This window comes from Massilia sp. BGA-UO-ETr-WB1, from assembly GCF_059567845.1.
Window position 1 is genome coordinate 457,624 of the sequence record NZ_JCAQOT010000024.1, and the last position, 15,210, is coordinate 472,833.

Annotated in this window: 13 protein-coding genes; 4 read left to right on the forward strand and 9 right to left on the reverse strand. The window is 68.6% G+C overall.

Translation table 11 applies throughout. The features are described from left to right. Positions 1–20 precede the first annotated feature (20 nt). The 4 genes from AC56DV_RS15250 to AC56DV_RS15265 are packed head-to-tail and all read left to right on the forward strand — an operon-like array spanning position 21 to position 6,158. On the forward strand, positions 21–1,424 hold the full coding sequence (locus AC56DV_RS15250; RefSeq protein ID WP_496315120.1) for a TIGR03013 family XrtA/PEP-CTERM system glycosyltransferase: 1,404 nt from the start codon (positions 21–23) through the stop codon (positions 1,422–1,424). 13 nt (positions 1,425–1,437) lie between these two features. Further along, entirely contained in the window at positions 1,438–3,519 is a 2,082-nt protein-coding gene (gene prsK, locus AC56DV_RS15255) for an XrtA/PEP-CTERM system histidine kinase PrsK (RefSeq protein WP_496315121.1), read from the forward strand. 13 nt (positions 3,520–3,532) lie between these two features. Continuing rightward, positions 3,533–4,888, forward strand: coding sequence for a PEP-CTERM-box response regulator transcription factor (gene prsR / locus AC56DV_RS15260; RefSeq protein ID WP_496315122.1), 1,356 nt, complete (start codon positions 3,533–3,535; stop codon positions 4,886–4,888). A 10-nt stretch (positions 4,889–4,898) separates the two neighbouring features. Continuing rightward, positions 4,899–6,158, forward strand: coding sequence for a VanZ family protein (locus AC56DV_RS15265; protein ID WP_496315123.1), 1,260 nt, complete (start codon positions 4,899–4,901; stop codon positions 6,156–6,158). Here AC56DV_RS15265 and AC56DV_RS15270 read toward each other — a convergent pair. The 9 genes from AC56DV_RS15270 to AC56DV_RS15310 form a co-directional block, all read right to left on the reverse strand. After that, on the reverse strand, positions 6,155–7,009 hold the full coding sequence (locus AC56DV_RS15270) for a tetratricopeptide repeat protein (protein WP_496315124.1): 855 nt from the start codon (positions 7,007–7,009) through the stop codon (positions 6,155–6,157). The genes AC56DV_RS15265 and AC56DV_RS15270 overlap by 4 nt on opposite strands. A gap of 11 nt (positions 7,010–7,020) precedes the next feature. Beyond that, positions 7,021–8,283 carry a glycosyltransferase gene (locus AC56DV_RS15275; protein WP_496315125.1) on the reverse strand — a complete coding sequence of 421 codons (1,263 nt, stop codon included), beginning with the start codon at positions 8,281–8,283 and terminating at the stop codon, positions 7,021–7,023. Then, positions 8,277–9,206 carry a hydrolase 1, exosortase A system-associated gene (locus tag AC56DV_RS15280; RefSeq protein WP_496315126.1) on the reverse strand — a complete coding sequence of 310 codons (930 nt, stop codon included), beginning with the start codon at positions 9,204–9,206 and terminating at the stop codon, positions 8,277–8,279. Before AC56DV_RS15280 ends, AC56DV_RS15275 begins: the two co-directional genes overlap by 7 nt. Next, entirely contained in the window at positions 9,196–10,065 is an 870-nt protein-coding gene (locus AC56DV_RS15285) for a hydrolase 2, exosortase A system-associated (protein ID WP_496315127.1), read from the reverse strand. Before AC56DV_RS15285 ends, AC56DV_RS15280 begins: the two co-directional genes overlap by 11 nt. Before the next feature lie 8 nt (positions 10,066–10,073). Continuing rightward, complete coding sequence (locus AC56DV_RS15290) at positions 10,074–10,322, reverse strand: acyl carrier protein (RefSeq protein ID WP_496315128.1); 249 nt, start codon at positions 10,320–10,322, stop codon at positions 10,074–10,076. Positions 10,323–10,325: 3 nt separating this feature from the next. Further along, positions 10,326–11,435, reverse strand: a complete 1,110-nt coding sequence (locus AC56DV_RS15295) for a GNAT family N-acetyltransferase (protein WP_496315129.1) — start codon at positions 11,433–11,435, stop codon at positions 10,326–10,328. Then, positions 11,432–12,700: an aminotransferase class I/II-fold pyridoxal phosphate-dependent enzyme gene (locus AC56DV_RS15300; protein ID WP_496315130.1), complete on the reverse strand. Its 1,269-nt coding sequence runs from the start codon at positions 12,698–12,700 to the stop codon at positions 11,432–11,434. Before AC56DV_RS15300 ends, AC56DV_RS15295 begins: the two co-directional genes overlap by 4 nt. Positions 12,701–12,797: 97 nt before the next feature. Next, complete coding sequence (locus AC56DV_RS15305) at positions 12,798–13,784, reverse strand: polysaccharide deacetylase family protein (RefSeq protein WP_496315131.1); 987 nt, start codon at positions 13,782–13,784, stop codon at positions 12,798–12,800. 3 nt (positions 13,785–13,787) lie between these two features. Beyond that, the gene (locus tag AC56DV_RS15310) at positions 13,788–15,092 is read right to left on the reverse strand and encodes a putative O-glycosylation ligase, exosortase A system-associated (protein WP_496315132.1); all 1,305 of its coding nucleotides are present in this window, start codon (positions 15,090–15,092) and stop codon (positions 13,788–13,790) included. Positions 15,093–15,210: the final 118 nt, after the last annotated feature.

Below are 15,210 nucleotides of genomic sequence, written 5' to 3' on the forward strand. Positions count from 1 at the left end.
ACTGGGGAAGGAAAAATAACATGTTAAAAATTGCCAATCACTACGTGTCCAAGGTCGCGTTCAGCCTGCTGTTTGTGGAGATCCTGATCCTGATCGGCGCCTTCTACGCCGGATCCGCCATCCGTTTCTTCGACGGCGACGACTTCCTGCTGCCCCGGCTCGACCATTTCCTGCTGTCGGCCTGCGTGTTCACCGCCGCCATCGTGTTTTCGATGAGCGCGCTGGGCATGTACCAGCTCAACTTCAGCGAAGGCTTGCGCAACCCCTTCTTCCTGCAGCTGGTGCCGTCCTTCGCCATGGGCTTCGGCATCCTGACGCTGGTGTTCTACGTGGCGCCGGACCTGTATTTCGGACGCGGCATCCTGCTGCTGGTGTTCGCCATCGCGGCCGGCGGCATCCTGGTGGCGCGCGCCATCTTCTTCACCAGCTCCAAGTTCCGCTTCCTCGAGTCGCGCATCATCTTCCTCGGCAACGGCGCGCTGGCCAAGGAGTGCGGCGACCTGGCGCTGCATTCGAACAGCTACCACAAGTACGACGTGGCCGGCTACGTGGCCATGCCGGAAGAGGAGTCGCGGGTGGCGGCCAATTCGGTGCTGGCCATGGAGCCGGGCATGTCGCTGGTGGCGCTGGCGGAAAAATACAATGTGCGCGAAATCGTGGTGTCGGTGCAGAACCGGCGCGGCGGCACCTTCCCGATCCGCGAATTGCTGGAGTGCAAGCTGTTCGGCGTCAAGGTGACCGACGCGGCCACCTTCTTCGAGCGCGAAACCTGCCAGATCCGGGTCGAATCGCTGCAGCCGAGCTGGCTGGTCTTCGGCGGCGGCTTCGACCAGAGCTTCATGCGCACCTTCATGAAGCGCACCTTCGACATCATCGTCTCCATCATCATCCTGCTGCTGGCGCTGCCGGTCATGGTGTTTACCGCGCTGTGCATCAAGCTGGAGGACGGCGGCGCGCTGATCTACAGCCAGGAGCGGGTCGGCAAGGGCGGGCGCACCTTCAAGGTGCTCAAGTTCCGCAGCATGGGCACCGACGCGGAGAAGGGCGGCAAGCCGCAGTGGGCGGCGCAGAACGACCCGCGCGTGACGCGCGTGGGCGGCATCATCCGCAAGCTGCGCGTCGACGAGCTGCCGCAGCTGTGGAACGTGTTCAAGGGCGAGATGAGCTTTGTCGGCCCGCGCCCGGAGCGGCCGTATTTCGTCGAGCAGCTGAGCGCCGACATTCCGTATTACAACGTGCGCCACAGCATCAAGCCGGGCATCACCGGCTGGGCCCAGGTGCGCTACGGCTACGGCGCCTCGGTGGAGGACGCGGTGCAAAAGCTGCAGTACGACCTCTACTACGTAAAAAACAACAGCCTGTTCCTGGACCTGCTGGTGCTGATCGATACCCTCAAGGTGGTGTTGTTCGGCAGCGGCCGCTGATGGCGGGGCCGGCATGCTGAGCAGTGTCGCCGTCTTCAGCTACGGCGCGGCGGCGCTGGCCTTCGCGGTGCTGTTCGCCCTGCAGCTGAGCGTGTGGCGCGGCCGCACCCATGCGCCGGTGCTGGCCGTGGCGGCGCTGGCCACCGCGCTGTGGGCCGGCCTGAACGCCTGGGAAGCCGCCTACGCCAGCCACCCGTCCGACTGGAACGACGCGCTCGACATCTGCCGCAACGCGGCCTGGTCGGTGTTCCTGCTGTTCCTGCTAGGCTTTTTCCAGCGCAACGCCGGCTGGCAGGCGCTGCGCCACAACCGCCTGCTGCGCCTGGTGGCCGGCTTTTACGCGCTGCTGCTGCTGGCCGAGGCGCTGGCCAACTGGGCGCCCTCGCTGCTGGCCAGCGTGGGCGGCATGCTGCCGCTGGTGATGCTGCGCGCCGGCGCGGCCGTGCTGGGCATGATCCTGGTCGAGCAACTGTACCGCAACAAGCCGCTGCAGGAGCGCTGGGCGCTGAAATACGCCTGCCTGGGCATCGGCGGCATGTACGCCTACGACTTCTACCTGTACAGCGACACCATGCTGTTCCGCCAGCTCAACCCGGACATCTGGGCCGCGCGCGGCTTCGTGCAGGCGCTGACCATGCCGCTGATCGCGCTGGCGGTGTCGCGCAGCAAGACCTGGTCGAGCGAGCTGTCGGTGTCGCGCCGGGTGCTGTTCCACTCGGCCGCGCTGGCCGGCTCGGCGGCCTACCTGCTGGTGATGAGCTCGGCCGGCTACTACCTGCGCTTCTTCGGCGGCAGCTGGGGCTCGGTGATGCAGGTGGCTTTCCTGTTCGGCGCCACGGTGCTGCTGGCCGGGGTGCTGTTTTCCGGCGCCTTCCGCGCCTGGCTGAAGGTGTTCATCAGCAAGCATTTCTACAGCTACAACTACGACTACCGCGAAGAATGGATGGGCTTTACCCGCATGCTGTCGGCCGACGGCCCCAACCTGGCCGAGCGCGCCATCCAGGCCGTCGCCGGCCTTGTGGAAAGCCCGGGCGGCGCGCTGTGGCTGCGGCGCGAGTCCGGCCAGTTCGAACCGGTGGCGCAGTGGCACATGCCGCTGGTGAGCGAGACCGAGCCGGCCGACTCGGCGCTGTGCCAGTTTCTGGAAAGCAAGCAGTGGGTCATCGACATGCAGGAATACGAGCGCAGCCCCAGCCTGTACGACGACATCGTGATCCCGGCCTGGGTGCGCGATTTCCCGCGCGTGTGGCTGGTGCTGCCGCTGGTGATGCAGGGCCGCCTGTCCGGCTTCATGCTGCTGCAGCTGCCGCGCAGCGCCATCCAGCTGAACTGGGAAGTGATCGACCTGCTGAAAATCGCCTGCAGCCAGGCCGCCAGCTACCTGGCCCAGCAGGACGCCGCCATGGCGCTGATGGTGGCGCGCCAGTTCGAATCGTTCAACCGCATGTCGACCTTCGTGGTGCACGACCTGAAAAACCTGGTGGCCCAGCTGTCGCTGCTGATCCCGAACGCGCACAAGCACCGCAACAACCCCGAATTCCAGCAGGACATGCTCGACACCGTCACCCATTCGGTGCAGAAGATGAAGCTGATGCTGCAAAAACTGAGCCGCAACGACGCGCCGGCCCGTCCCGCACCATTGTTTATTGACCAACTGTTGCGACAGGCCGTATCCTTGAAGGCAGCGTTCGAACCGCGCCCGCAATTGCAGGTGGAAACCCCCGGGCTGCGCGTGCTGGCCGACTGGGAGCGCCTGGAGCGGGTGCTGGGGCACTTGATCCAGAACGCGATCGAGGCCACGCCGCTGGACGGGCAGGTCACCATCGCACTGCGCGGCAGCGGCGGCAGCGTGCTGGTGGAGATCAGCGACAGCGGCGCCGGCATGACGGAGGAATTCATCCGCGACCGGCTGTACAAGCCGTTCGAGTCGACCAAGCCGGCCGGCATGGGCATCGGCGCCTTCGAAAGCCGGGAATACATCCATGAGCTGGGCGGCACGCTGGAAGTGAGCAGCCGCCCGCAGCAGGGCACGACCTTCCAGGTCACCCTGCCGCTGTACAATCAGGACGCGATGTCCGTGGAACGCGCTGCCTGAGAAAAGGAATATTGTGAGCAAATCCAAGCTGTTGATCATCGAAGACGACCCGGGCCTGCAAAAGCAGCTGCGCTGGAGTTTCGACGCCTATGAAGTGCTGGTGGCGGGCGACCGCGAAGCGGCGCTGGCGCAGGTGCGCCGCCACGAGCCGGAGGTGGTGATCACCGACCTGGGCCTGCCGCCCGACCCGGACGGCGCCACCGAGGGCCTGGCCACCTTGCAGCAGATCCTGGCGCTGGCGCCGGAAACCAAGGTGGTGGTGCTGACCGGCAACCAGGACCACGCGCACGCGGTGGCCGCCATCGGCCTGGGCGCCTACGACTTCCACCAGAAGCCGGCCGATCCCGACCTGCTGGGCCTGGTGGTCCAGCGCGCCTTCTACCTGCACGCGCTGCAGCGCGAAAACCGCCGCATGCAGCAGGCGCAAGCCGATTCGCCGCTGGCCGGCGTGATCAGCCGCGATGCCGGCTTGCAGAAGATCTGCCGCAGCATCGAAAAAGTGGCGCCCACCTCGGCCTCGGTGATGCTGCTGGGCGAGAGCGGCACCGGCAAGGAAGTGCTGGCGCGCGCGCTGCACCAGCTCAGCCCGCGCTCCAAAGAGCGCTTCATGGCCATCAACTGCGCGGCGATCCCGGAAAACCTGCTGGAGTCCGAGCTGTTCGGCTACGAGAAGGGCGCCTTCACCGGCGCGGCCAAGCAGACCAAGGGCAAGGTCGAGCTGGCGCACGGCGGCACCTTCTTCCTCGACGAGGTGGGCGACCTGCCGATGGCGCTGCAGGCCAAGCTGCTGCGCTTCCTGCAGGAGCGCGTCATCGAGCGCGTCGGCGGCCACGAGGAAATCCCGGTCGACGTGCGCATCGTCTGCGCCACGCACCAGAACCTGAAGGAGCTGGCCACGGCCGGCCGCTTCCGCGAGGACTTGTATTACCGGCTGTCGGAAATCGTGGTCACCATCCCGCCGCTGCGCAACCGGGTGGGCGACGCGGCGCTGCTGGCGCACCACTTCAAGAACAAGTTCTGCGCCGCCGAGTCGCGCCCCGCGCTGCATTTCAGCCAGGAAGCGATGAACGTGATCGAAGCCTATCCGTGGCCGGGCAATGTGCGCGAGATGGAGAACTGCATCAAGCGCGCCGTCATCATGGCCGACGGGCCGCACATCGTGGCCGAGGACCTGGGCCTGTCCGGCGCGCTGCTGCCGGAGGAGCCGCTGAACCTGCGCCAGGTGCGCGACGAGGCCGAGTACAAGGCCATCGTCAAGGTGCTGGCGCGGGTGGACGGCAACATCGTCAAGGCCTCCGAACTGCTGGGCGTGAGCCGGCCCACCCTGTATGACCTGATGAGCCGGCACGCCATCAAATCCGGCTCCTGACCGGCGCGCCATGCGCCAGGCAGTTGTCGTCTACGCTTTCCTGCTGTTCTACGGCAGCCTGTATCCCTTCCAGTGGGCCGCGCGCACGGAGCCGCTGTTCGACTTTCTGCTGCATCCGGGCGGCGCCTACCTGGGCAAGGTCGACCTGGTGCAGAACGTGCTGGTCTACATGCCCTTCGGCCTGCTGCTGGCGGTGTGGTGGTCGCGCCGCCACCGCTACTGGACCGCGCTGCCGCTGGCGGTGGCGGCCGGCACGCTGTTCAGCGTGGGCGCCGAGATCGTGCAGCTGTGGCTGCCCGCCCGGGTGTCGTCGGCGGCCGACGTGGCCATGAACCTGGTGGGCACCTTGTGCGGCGCGCTGCTGGCCGGCCTGCTGCGGCGCGACACCCACAGCGGCGCCCGCCTGCAGGCCTGGCGCGACGGCTGGTTCGCGCGCGGCGCCATCGCCAACACCGGCCTGGTGGTGGTGGCGCTGTGGCTGCTGTCCCAGACCAGCCCGCTCATGCCGGTGTTCGGGCTGGGGCGCTGGAAGCAGGCGCTGGCGCCGCTGTATTTCCAGCTGCGCGGCGCCATGCCGCTCAACCTGCCGATGCTGCTTTCCCTGGTCTGCAACTTCACCGCGCTGGGCTTGCTGCTGCGCGCGCTGATCAAGCCGGGCAAGCCGTGGTGGCGGCTGCACGGCGCGCTGGCGCTGGCCGTGCTGGCCTGCCAGGTGCTGATCGACGGCCACGCGCTGCGGCTGGAAGAGGTGGCGGGCGCGGCGCTGTCGGTGCCGCTGCTGGCCTTGCTGCTGGCCGCGCTGGGGACAGCGGCGACACGGGGCGCGCCGGCTACGCCCGGCCTGCATCCGGTGCTGGCCGGGCGGGCGGCTTGGGCGGCCATCGCGCTGCTGGCGGCCGCCATGGTGGCCAGCGAACTGGCGCCGCTGCACGGCGGCTGGCGCGGCGGCGGCTTCAACTGGGTGCCGTTCCGCGGCCACATGCGCAGCCTGCAGGGCTACACCAACATCCTGGAATTCCTGTGGCCCTTCATGGGCATGGCGTGGCTGGCGCGGCAGGTGTCGCCGCCCGCGCGCCACCATGCGATCGCGCTCGCGGGCGGGGCGGCGCTGGCGGCGGCCATGTTCGCGATGGAGTGGGCCCAGCTGTACCTGCCGGGCCGCTCGGCCGACATCACGCAGGTGATGCTGGCCTGCGCGGGCTGGGCCGCGCCGTGGCTGGTGGAGGAATGGGTGCTGGCGCACCCGCCGGCCGCCGGGGCGCCGGCCTAGTTCTTGGCCGGTTCGGCCGGTTTGCCTGCTTCAGCCTGCTTGCCGTCCTCGGCCGGCTTGGCCGCCTCGGCCGGCCGGTCCTCCTCGTCCTTGGCCGCAGCGCCGTTCTTGGCGTTCTTCTTCAGCGTTTCCGGCGCCGGCGCCACCGACGGGTCCCATTTTCCGGCCCGCACCAGCAAGTTCTTCAAGCCCTGCAGCGGGAATTCCAGCGCATACGCGATCTGCGCGTACTTGTTGGCATTCGCCATGTCCTTGAGCTTGTAGTAGACCAGGCCCAGGTTGTAATTGGTGCTCGGATTGTCCGGGTCCAGCTGGACCGCGGTTTGGTACTTGGGCAGCGCCTCGGCTTCGCGCCCCATCGACAGCAGGAAGCTGCCGTACAGCGTGTGGGTGGCGGGATCGTCCGGCGCGAAGCGCACCGCGCGGTCGAAATAGCATTCCACCGGACGGCTGCCGTGCGGCATGTAGACCGACTTGCGATCGCGCGCGGCCACCCTGATCACGGTGTTGAGGGCGGCCGGGTGGTTGGGGAAGGCGCGCAGGGTGTAGTCGAGGTCGCCCGCCAGGGTGCTGCTCTTGCCCTTGACGCCGTTTTCCACATCGGCCGTGAAGTGGGCGCTTTCCACCAGCTTCAGGTTGAACGCAAATTCGGTGGCGCCCTTGCGGTAGTCGTATGGGCCGTAGGCGTTGTCCAGGTTGCCGCAATACGGCTCCTGGCGGGCCGCGTGCGCCGGCAAGGCCGGCGTGGCGGCCGCCGCCATGGCCAGCAGGCCGGCCAGCATCCTGGCCGCCGCTGCGCTGCGCTGGCGCGGGTGCTGCGTCGTGGCGAGCTTGCTCATGTCTTTGCTCATGTCTTTCTCCATCATGCGTGGTGGGCCGCGACCTGGTCCAGCAGCTGCGCCAGCTGTTCGGTGCGCGCGCGCCGCGAGTGGGCGGCGATCACGGCGGCCGACGCCAGCGGCGCGGTGCCGCTGCGCACCTGGTCCAAAAAGCGCGGCAGCGCATCGATGATCGCATCTTTTTGGTCCAGCGGGGCGATGCTGTCGACGCCGGCCTGGCGCAAGGTGGCGGCGGTGTCGCCGTCGCTGTCGGTCAGCGCCAGGATGGGGCGCCGCGCGCGCAGGTATTCGTACAGCTTGGCCGGCACCTGGTGGTTGCAGTTGGCCGCCTGCAGGATCAGCAGGCCGTCCGCGCTCAGCATCTCGGCCAGCGCGGTGCGGTAGGGCACGTGCGGCGCCAGCTGCACGATGTCGGCAATGCCGTGCTCGGCGATCAGGCCGGCCAGGTAGTCGTCGTGCGCGGTGGCGCGCAGCACCACGCGCAGGGTGGCGCCGCTGACGGCGCCGCGCTGCTGGAGCGCGGCCAGCGCCTGGAACAGCGGCACCGGGTCGCGCTCGGACGGGTAGATGATGCCGCTGTGCACCAGGGTCAGCGGGCCGCCGTGCGCGCCCGGCGCGGCCGCCGCGCCGCCGCGTTCGGCGTCGGCGAAGTTTTCCTCGTCGTAGGCGTTCTCGATCAGGCGGAAACGGTCGCGCGGGATGGCCGGGAAGCGGTTCTCGTAGGTCTTGATGGCGCCCGGCGTGGTGCACACGGCCACCGTGCAGTGCTCGATGGTCTTGCGTTCTATCCACTGGAACACGCGGCGCGTGCGCGGGTCGGACGGGTAGCTGACGTCGGTCATCGGGTCGCGCAGGTCGGCCACCCAGGGCAGGCCGGTCAGGCGCCGCAGCACCAGGCCGATCAGGTGCGCGCTGGCGATCGGGTAGGTCGACCAGATCACGGCCGGGCGGTGGCGGCGGATCAGCCGCCAGCCGGCCGGGATGGCGCCCAGGCACCAGCTGGCCCAGCGGTCCGGCAGCGCCATGAAGCCGGCGTAGCGGCCGCCGATGGCCAGGTGGCGCGCGGTGTCGAGCGCGAAGGCGCGCGTGACCGGCACGCTGGCCGGGATGTCGCCCATCTGGTCGTCGCCCGGATTGGCGTAGGCGCGCGGATGGGCCGACAGCATCACCGGCGCCCAGCCCGACTGCGGCAGGTATTGCGAAAACTTCAGGGTGCGCTGGATGCCGCTGCTGCCCCGCATCGGCGGGTAGTGGTAGGCGATCATCAGCACGCGTTTGTTTACCATGAACGCATCCATTCTCCGGTCCAGTCTGCTACTTGGTCGCGCCAGGCACGGCGCGAGAAAGTGTGGTCGGCTTGCGCCAATTCCTGTTGTGTCACGCGCGGCGCGGCCAGCAGCTTCTGCCAGGGCCGCGAGGCTTGCACCGCGTCGCGGAATTCCTGCGCCGTCAGGTCGGCGCCGCTGAGGATCAGCAGCACCTTGCCGTGGAAGGCGGCCAGGCTGTCGTGCATGCGTCCGGGCAGCGGCGGCAGGTTCGGGTCGGCCAGGCGCGGCACCGGCGCGGCGCTGATGCTGGGCGCGGCGGGCGCCGGCGCCGCCGTGGCGGGCATGCTTTGCGCGGCCGCGTCCGCCGGCGCGGCCTTGCCGGACGCGGCGCCCAGCAGGCCGGCGAAGGAGCGCAGCGCGGCGCCGTAGTTGAATTGCCCGGTGAAGATCTTTTTCCACAGTTCGGGCTGCAGCAGGCGTTCACGGTAGTAGTGCTTCAAGGTGGCCTTGGCCAGCCCGCCCTCGGTGCGCACCCAGGGGTTGAGCAGCACCACGCCCTGCACCCGCGCGTCCTGCGGGGCGTAGAACAGCGCGGCCGAGGCGCCGTCGCACAAGCCCCACAGCACCACTTCGCGCACCGCCGGCACGGCGGCCTGGAAGCGGTCGATGGCGCAGCGCAGGTCGTCGTTGACCATTTCGAAGTCGCGCTGCTCGCCCTCGGCGTCGCCCATGCCGCGGTAGTCGAAGCGCAGCACGGCGATGCCCTGCGCGGCCAGGTGGCGCGCCAGCAAGGTGAACTGGCGGTGGCTGCCGCCCCGGTATTGCGGGCCGCCGACCACCACCACCACGCCGCGTTCGGCGGGCCGGGCCGGCACGCTGGCCACGCCGAACAGGCAGTCGCCGCCGCAGTCGAAACTCAGTGCGCGTTCTTCAAACTGCATGGGCGGCCTCGCTGCTGCTGAAAACTGCGCTGCTGGCTTCCAGCAGCGCCGGGCAGGTGGCGATTTCCTGCGTGCCCCAGAATGGCGGGCCGGCCACCGCCTGCGCGTCCAGCTCGGCGCCTTGCTGCTGCCAGGCGGCCACCAGTTTGGCCGAGGCCGGCGTCAGCGGCCGGCCTTCGGCCGCCACCACGTCCAGCCAGTGCAGCGGGCAGGGCGGCGGGGCGATCTTGGCCAGTTCGAGCGCGTCCAGCGCGTCGGCCAGTTCCGGGGCCAGCTCGTAGCCGGCCACTTCCAGCGCCTGGCCTTCGCGCAGCTGTTCACGCAGCGCGGCGGTGCCGGTTTTCTGGCCGCCGCCGGCGCCCAGCATGTCGTTGGCCATGCGCAGGCGCAGGAACTGGGTCAGGTAGGAACTGCCGCTGTGCACCGGTTGCCACAGCAGCATGCGCTGCGGCGCCGGCGCGCCCTGGGCCTGCTGCGCGCGCGCATAATCGAGCGCCAGCAGCGCGCCCAGGCGCAAGCCCCACAGCCCGACCGGGCGGCCGAGGCGCGCCGCCAGCCACTGGCAGCCCAGCGCCACGTCGGCCAGCCACAGCTCCCAGCGCGCGTCGGCGAAGTCGCCGCTGCTCTCGCCGGTGCCGTACAGGTCGATCTGCAGCACGGCGATGCCTTGCGCGGCCAGCGCGCGCGCCTGCAGCGCGGCCATGCGGCGCGACTTATTCATTTCCTCGCCGAACGGCGGGACATACACCAGGCCGCCGCGGCAGGCGCCGACGGCGGGGTGGAACAGGCAGTAGCGCTCCCCCGCAGCGGCCTTCAGGAAGAAGGGCTGGGCGTGCGCGGCAGGGGAAAACAGGCTCATTGCTCAGTTCATGCGGTCAGTTTGCGCTCGACAAAGGCCGTCAGGCTGCCGACGCTGGCGAAGGTGGCGGCGTCGATCTCGTCGTCGTCCACGCTGAAGCCGAACTGCTCTTCCATGGCGGCGATCAGCTGGACCACGGCCATCGAATCGAGTTCGGGAATGGCGCCCAGCAGCGCCGATTGCTCGGTCAGCGTGCCGGCGGCGGCGCCCAGGCCGAGGACGTCGGCCAGGATATTCTTCACTTCTTGCAGATACATTGCTTACTCCGTGGATGGTTCGGTATGGCGGGCGGTGACGGGCTGCGCCGTTGGCTGTGCCGTTGGCTGCGCTGCGGACTGCGCCGGCGCGCGTCCGCCCTTGAGGTTCTTGACCAGGGTGTGCAGGCTTTTCAGGGCCGGCCACCGGTAGTGGGTGATATGGTACATGCTGCGCACCTCGTCAGTCCACCGCAGGTGCCATTCCATCACCTTGCCGTAAAACTCCAGGCGCTGGAACAGGCGGTCCTCGAACAGCTGGTGGCAGGTCTCCTCGCGCATCAGGAAGGCCGGCGAATACTGGCTGCTCAGGCTCTCGTCGTAGGTGGTTTTCAGCACGATCTTGGCGCCGTCGCCCTCGATGCACAGGTTCATCGCCACCAGGCGCTGGTCGAACCAGTAGCGGTACACGCTGGCCTCGCCGCGCTGGGCGAAGTTTTCCAGCATGCTGCGGTAGAAGCGGCCCTGGGCGTTGTCCGGGTGGATCGCGGTGCCGCCCTCGGCCTTCCAGCCGGCGCTTTCCAGCGCGCCGTAGTCGGCCACGGCCTGCGCCATGTCGGCCGGGGCGCGCAGCACGTCCATGCGCGGCACGATGCCTTCCTTGGCCAGCTTGGCGCGCTGCTTTTTCAGGTTGGCGCGCAGATTCTTGCCGCGCGCGGCCCAGTATTCGTCGAAGGTGCCGGCGATGGTGATGCGCGCCGTGCGGATGTAGTCGGCGGTGCGCAGCTGGGCGCTGTCGGCCGGGCGCGGGTGCAGCCAGGAGTCGAACTGGGTCAGGCCCAGCACCAGCGGCATGCCGGGCAGGCTGCGCAGCAGCGCGTCCATCAGGTCCGGCAGCGCCTGGTCCGGCAGCTGCAGCCACATGCCCAGCGGCTGCTGGGAGGGCTGGAAGGTTTGCCAGGCGCCCTGCTGGCTTTTCTTCAGCAGCGCCATGGCCACGGTGCGCCCGTCCCGCTCGCACACCGCCAGCCATTCGCCGCCGTCGCCGAATTCGGTCAGCAGCGGCTGCACGAAGGCCGGTTCGAGCAGCGGCGAGTTGACGCTGGCATGGTTCAGTTCGTGCCAGCGCGCGGCGTGGGCGGGAAACTCGCTGGCCGGCAGCAGGGTCCAGCTCATGGCGCGCGCGCCGCCAGCAAGGCGGCCTTGATCTTGTCTATCATCCAGTCCAGTTCCTGTTCCTGTAATTCTTGATGGCAGGGGAACTGCAGCACATGGCGCGACAAGTCCACGCTGTTGCTGCAGACCGTGGCGTCCACCCCCTGCCACAGGTATTCGGCGAAGCGCACGATGGGCACGCCGTCGTTCTTGAGCGAGGTGAACACCGTTTCGGGCACCTCCACGTACAGCGGGAAGACCCAGGGGTAGACCCGTTCCGGCAGCGTTGCGTGCAGCGGGCGGCAGCCGGGCAGGCCGGCCAGCGCGCCTTGCAGGCGCAGGTAGTGCTGGCGGCGCAGCGCGCCCATGCGGCCGCGCGAGACCAGGCGCAGCATCATGCGCGAAAACAGCGAGCCGCGCTTGTGCAGCCAGGCCGGGTCGAAGCCGAAGCCGCCCTCGGACGAGCGCGGCGCCATGGCCGGCGGCGCGCCGTGGCTGTGCCGCTTGAGCTGGCCCAGCAGGAAATTCTTCAGGCCCAGTGGCAGCGCCAGCAGGCGCTGCAGGGTGCGCAGGCGGCGGTATTCAAAGCCGTCCTCGAGCGCGTTGACGGCCATCTTGGCCTCGAACTTGAAGCCGCCCGCTTCCAGCCGCACCGGCGCCAGCGAGTGGCGCGCCGACACCAGGCAGCCGCCCTCGTAGATGGGGAAGAATTTCATGGTGCTGGCGATGGCGTAGTCGCCGAAGGAGCCCACCGGCTGGCCCTGGTGCTCGCCGAGGAAGCAGTGCGCGCAGTCTTCCAGCAGCAGCAGGCCGTGCTGGTCGCAAAAGGCGCGCAGCGCCGACAGGTTTTGCGGGAAGCCGAAGTAATTGGTGGCCAGCAGCACCTTGGCGCCGGCCATCTTGGCGGCCACGTCCTCCAGGTTGACCTGGGTGTCGCCGTGGATGCGGTAGAACACCGGGGTGGCGCCCAGCCACACCACCGGCTCGATCATCGAGGCGCAGTGGTAGGACGGCATCAGCACGCGGTCGCCGGCGCCCACGCCCATCTGGCGCAGCGCCAGCGCGATGGCGACGCGGCCGCTGGTGACCAGGCGCGCTTCGCGCGCATCGAGGATGGACGGCGTGTGGCCGGCGGCGCGGCGGAACGAGGCGCGCGACAGCACCGGCTTGGTGGGGATGCGCGCACGCGGGTAGTTCGGCAGCGGCGGCGGATGGCCGGCCGGCGGCGCGACAGGGGACGCCGGGGCCGGGGCTTGCTGCTGGGCGCGGTCTGCGGTCTGGGCCATTTCCGTGATTCTCCGGTGGGTCGCGTTGTTGCGCGTTGTTTCGGGTTGTTTCAATTAATACATCGTGTAGTATAACTGTTGCAACAATTTCGCACAATCACACTGTCTGGCCCGGCCGGTACAGATTGTGCAGCAGGCGCAAGGTAAAGCCCAGCGGTTTGCGGTCCCACGGCGTGAAGCGCGGCAGCTGGTACAGGTCGGCGTCCGGCCCGGCCGCGCCCCACGAGGTGCACACCGCGGCCTCGAAGCCCAGCTCGCGCGCCAGCGCCACGTGGGCGGCGTGGTAGTCGCGCCCCGGCTTGCCGTTCGGGTAAGCGAACAGGCGCACCGGCGCGCCGGTCATGTCTTCCAGCACCGCCTTGCCGCGCGCGATCTCCTGCCGCGCGCCGTGCTCGTCCATGCTGGCCAGGATCGGGTGGTGCACCGTGTGCGCGCCGATTTCCATGCCGGCCGCGTGCAGCCGGCGCAGCTGCGCCGTGTTCATCATCAGGTCGTCCGGCAGCGCCAGGCCGAGGTGGCTGCACAGCTGGTCCACCGCCGCCAGGCGCGCGCCCGGCTCCAGGTATTTCAGCTGGCCCAGCAGGGCGTGGATGGCGGCCGTGCGTTCGGCGTCGCTGCCGATGGCGTGGCTGCCGTAGCCCAGCGCCGCCAGCTCCAGGCGCGGGCCGGGCGCGCGGCGCACCAGCTCGATGACGGTGTCGTTCCACATGCGGCCGCCGTTCAGGAAGCCGGTGGCGACAAAGAAGGTGGCCGCCAGGCCGTGGCGCTGCAGGATGGGCAGCGCGATCTCGGCGTTGTCGGCGTAGCCGTCGTCGAAGGTGACGCAGGCCGCGCGCGGCGGCAGGGTGCCGTCGCGCAGGCGCTGCGCGGCCTCGGCCAGCGGCATCACGCGGAAGCCCTGCTTGAGCCAGGCCATCTGCTGGTCGAAGCGCGCCGCGTCCACCTCGTCCGGGAACAGCGGGTCGGCGTGCGGCAGCACGCGGTGGTAGATCAGGATGCTCAGGCTGCGGCGGGCGCGGCCCAGCGCGCCCAGGCGCAGCAGGGAGCGGCGCGCCAGGGCGGCCAGGTTGGCGGTTGCACTCATGGTTCAGGCCTGCTTTGCGGTGGGTTGGGCGGGAACGGCGCTGGGGCCGGCGGCGGCGTCGGCCTCGGACTGCTGCAGGGCGTCCTGCACGATCTGGCCGGTCACCAGCAGCGCGCCCATCAGGTAATAGGGCACGTCGAAGTACAGCAGGCTGAGGAAGGCGCCGCCGACGCCGAAGCCTATCATGCTGACCTGTATCATGCCGGCCAGCTGGCCGGCCCACTTCAGGTCGGCCCGCTTGGCGGTCTGCCGGATGATCCACTTGGCGCGCCGCCAGCAGATGATGATCAGCGCCAGGTACAGCCCCAGGCCGATGAAGCCGTGCTCGCCCAGGCACTGGAAATAGATGCTGTGGGCGGCGTGCACGTCGTTCGGCACCGGCGCGTAGCGGCCGAACACATAGGTGTCGTAGATTTCAAAGCCGCCGCCGGTCAGCGGCCGGTCCAGCGCCAGGTTGGTGGCCATCTGCCAGGCGTTGATGCGGCCCATGGCCGAGCCATCCTCCTGGTAGTTGTCGATGGTGTCCATGCGCTCGGTCCACTGGGCCGGCATGAACATGATCAGCAGCGGCAGCATCAGCACCATGGCGGCGCCCAGCGCCAGCTTTTTGGGGCTTTTCAGCCACAGGAAGCCGCACATGCCCACCAGGGCCAGCAGCGCGCCGCGCGAATACGAGCCCAGCGAGGCCAGCGCGCACAGGCCGATGGCGCCCAGCAGCCCGTATTTGAGCCACTTGTTGACCGAAACCAAGTGCAGGTAATACAGGATGGGGATAATCACCACGAAGGCCAGCGCCACTTCGTTGTTGCCGAAGATAAAGCTGCCTTCCGGGCCCCAGACGCGGAAGCTGCCGCCGGTGGCGATGGTGAACAGGCCGCCCTTGACGCCGTAATAGGCCAGCGAGCCGGCCAGGGTCCACAGCATCAGGTGCAGCTGTTCCTTGTTGCGGATCAACATCATCACGACCATATTCATCAGCATGATCTTGAACACGCGCTGCAGCATCACGCTGGACTCGCCGGGGTGGATGGCGAACACGGTGCTGATGCACATCCAGATCGTAAACATGATCAGCACCGGCACGGCGGGCGTGGACGGCGGCTTCTTCGGGCCGGGCGCGACCAGCAGGGCCAGCATGGTGGTGGCGGCGATGATGGCGGCAAACGGGAACTCGTAAGCGAAGCCCCAGCTCAGGCGGTGCGGATTCATGACGCTGATCCAGATCCACATCAGCGCCCCGATGTAGGGTTTCTTGAAAGTGTAGGGCAACGAGGCGAACACGATCAGCGTGATGACGATATCTCTCATGCAGCGTCCAATAGGGGTGGCATTATCAGGCAAATACTGTTGTAATACTGCAATTGCTTGTTTCCATTTATATATCGACGTAGTATAACCCGGGCTCGGCCATTTTAGTCCGTCCAGG

What these genes read in the sequence shown, in the direction of transcription:
- AC56DV_RS15250 (WP_496315120.1), top strand. Translation starts at nt 21, where the DNA reads ATGTTAAAAATTGCCAATCACTACGTGTCCAAGGTCGCGTTCAGCCTG.
- prsK (WP_496315121.1), top strand. Translation starts at nt 1,438, where the DNA reads ATGCTGAGCAGTGTCGCCGTCTTCAGCTACGGCGCGGCGGCGCTGGCC.
- AC56DV_RS15265 (WP_496315123.1), top strand. Translation starts at nt 4,899, where the DNA reads ATGCGCCAGGCAGTTGTCGTCTACGCTTTCCTGCTGTTCTACGGCAGC.
- AC56DV_RS15270 (WP_496315124.1), bottom strand. Translation starts at nt 7,009, where the DNA reads ATGAGCAAAGACATGAGCAAGCTCGCCACGACGCAGCACCCGCGCCAG.
- AC56DV_RS15275 (WP_496315125.1), bottom strand. Translation starts at nt 8,283, where the DNA reads ATGGTAAACAAACGCGTGCTGATGATCGCCTACCACTACCCGCCGATG.
- AC56DV_RS15280 (WP_496315126.1), bottom strand. Translation starts at nt 9,206, where the DNA reads ATGCAGTTTGAAGAACGCGCACTGAGTTTCGACTGCGGCGGCGACTGC.
- AC56DV_RS15285 (WP_496315127.1), bottom strand. Translation starts at nt 10,065, where the DNA reads ATGAGCCTGTTTTCCCCTGCCGCGCACGCCCAGCCCTTCTTCCTGAAG.
- AC56DV_RS15290 (WP_496315128.1), bottom strand. Translation starts at nt 10,322, where the DNA reads ATGTATCTGCAAGAAGTGAAGAATATCCTGGCCGACGTCCTCGGCCTG.
- AC56DV_RS15295 (WP_496315129.1), bottom strand. Translation starts at nt 11,435, where the DNA reads ATGAGCTGGACCCTGCTGCCGGCCAGCGAGTTTCCCGCCCACGCCGCG.
- AC56DV_RS15300 (WP_496315130.1), bottom strand. Translation starts at nt 12,700, where the DNA reads ATGGCCCAGACCGCAGACCGCGCCCAGCAGCAAGCCCCGGCCCCGGCG.
- AC56DV_RS15305 (WP_496315131.1), bottom strand. Translation starts at nt 13,784, where the DNA reads ATGAGTGCAACCGCCAACCTGGCCGCCCTGGCGCGCCGCTCCCTGCTG.
- AC56DV_RS15310 (WP_496315132.1), bottom strand. Translation starts at nt 15,092, where the DNA reads ATGAGAGATATCGTCATCACGCTGATCGTGTTCGCCTCGTTGCCCTAC.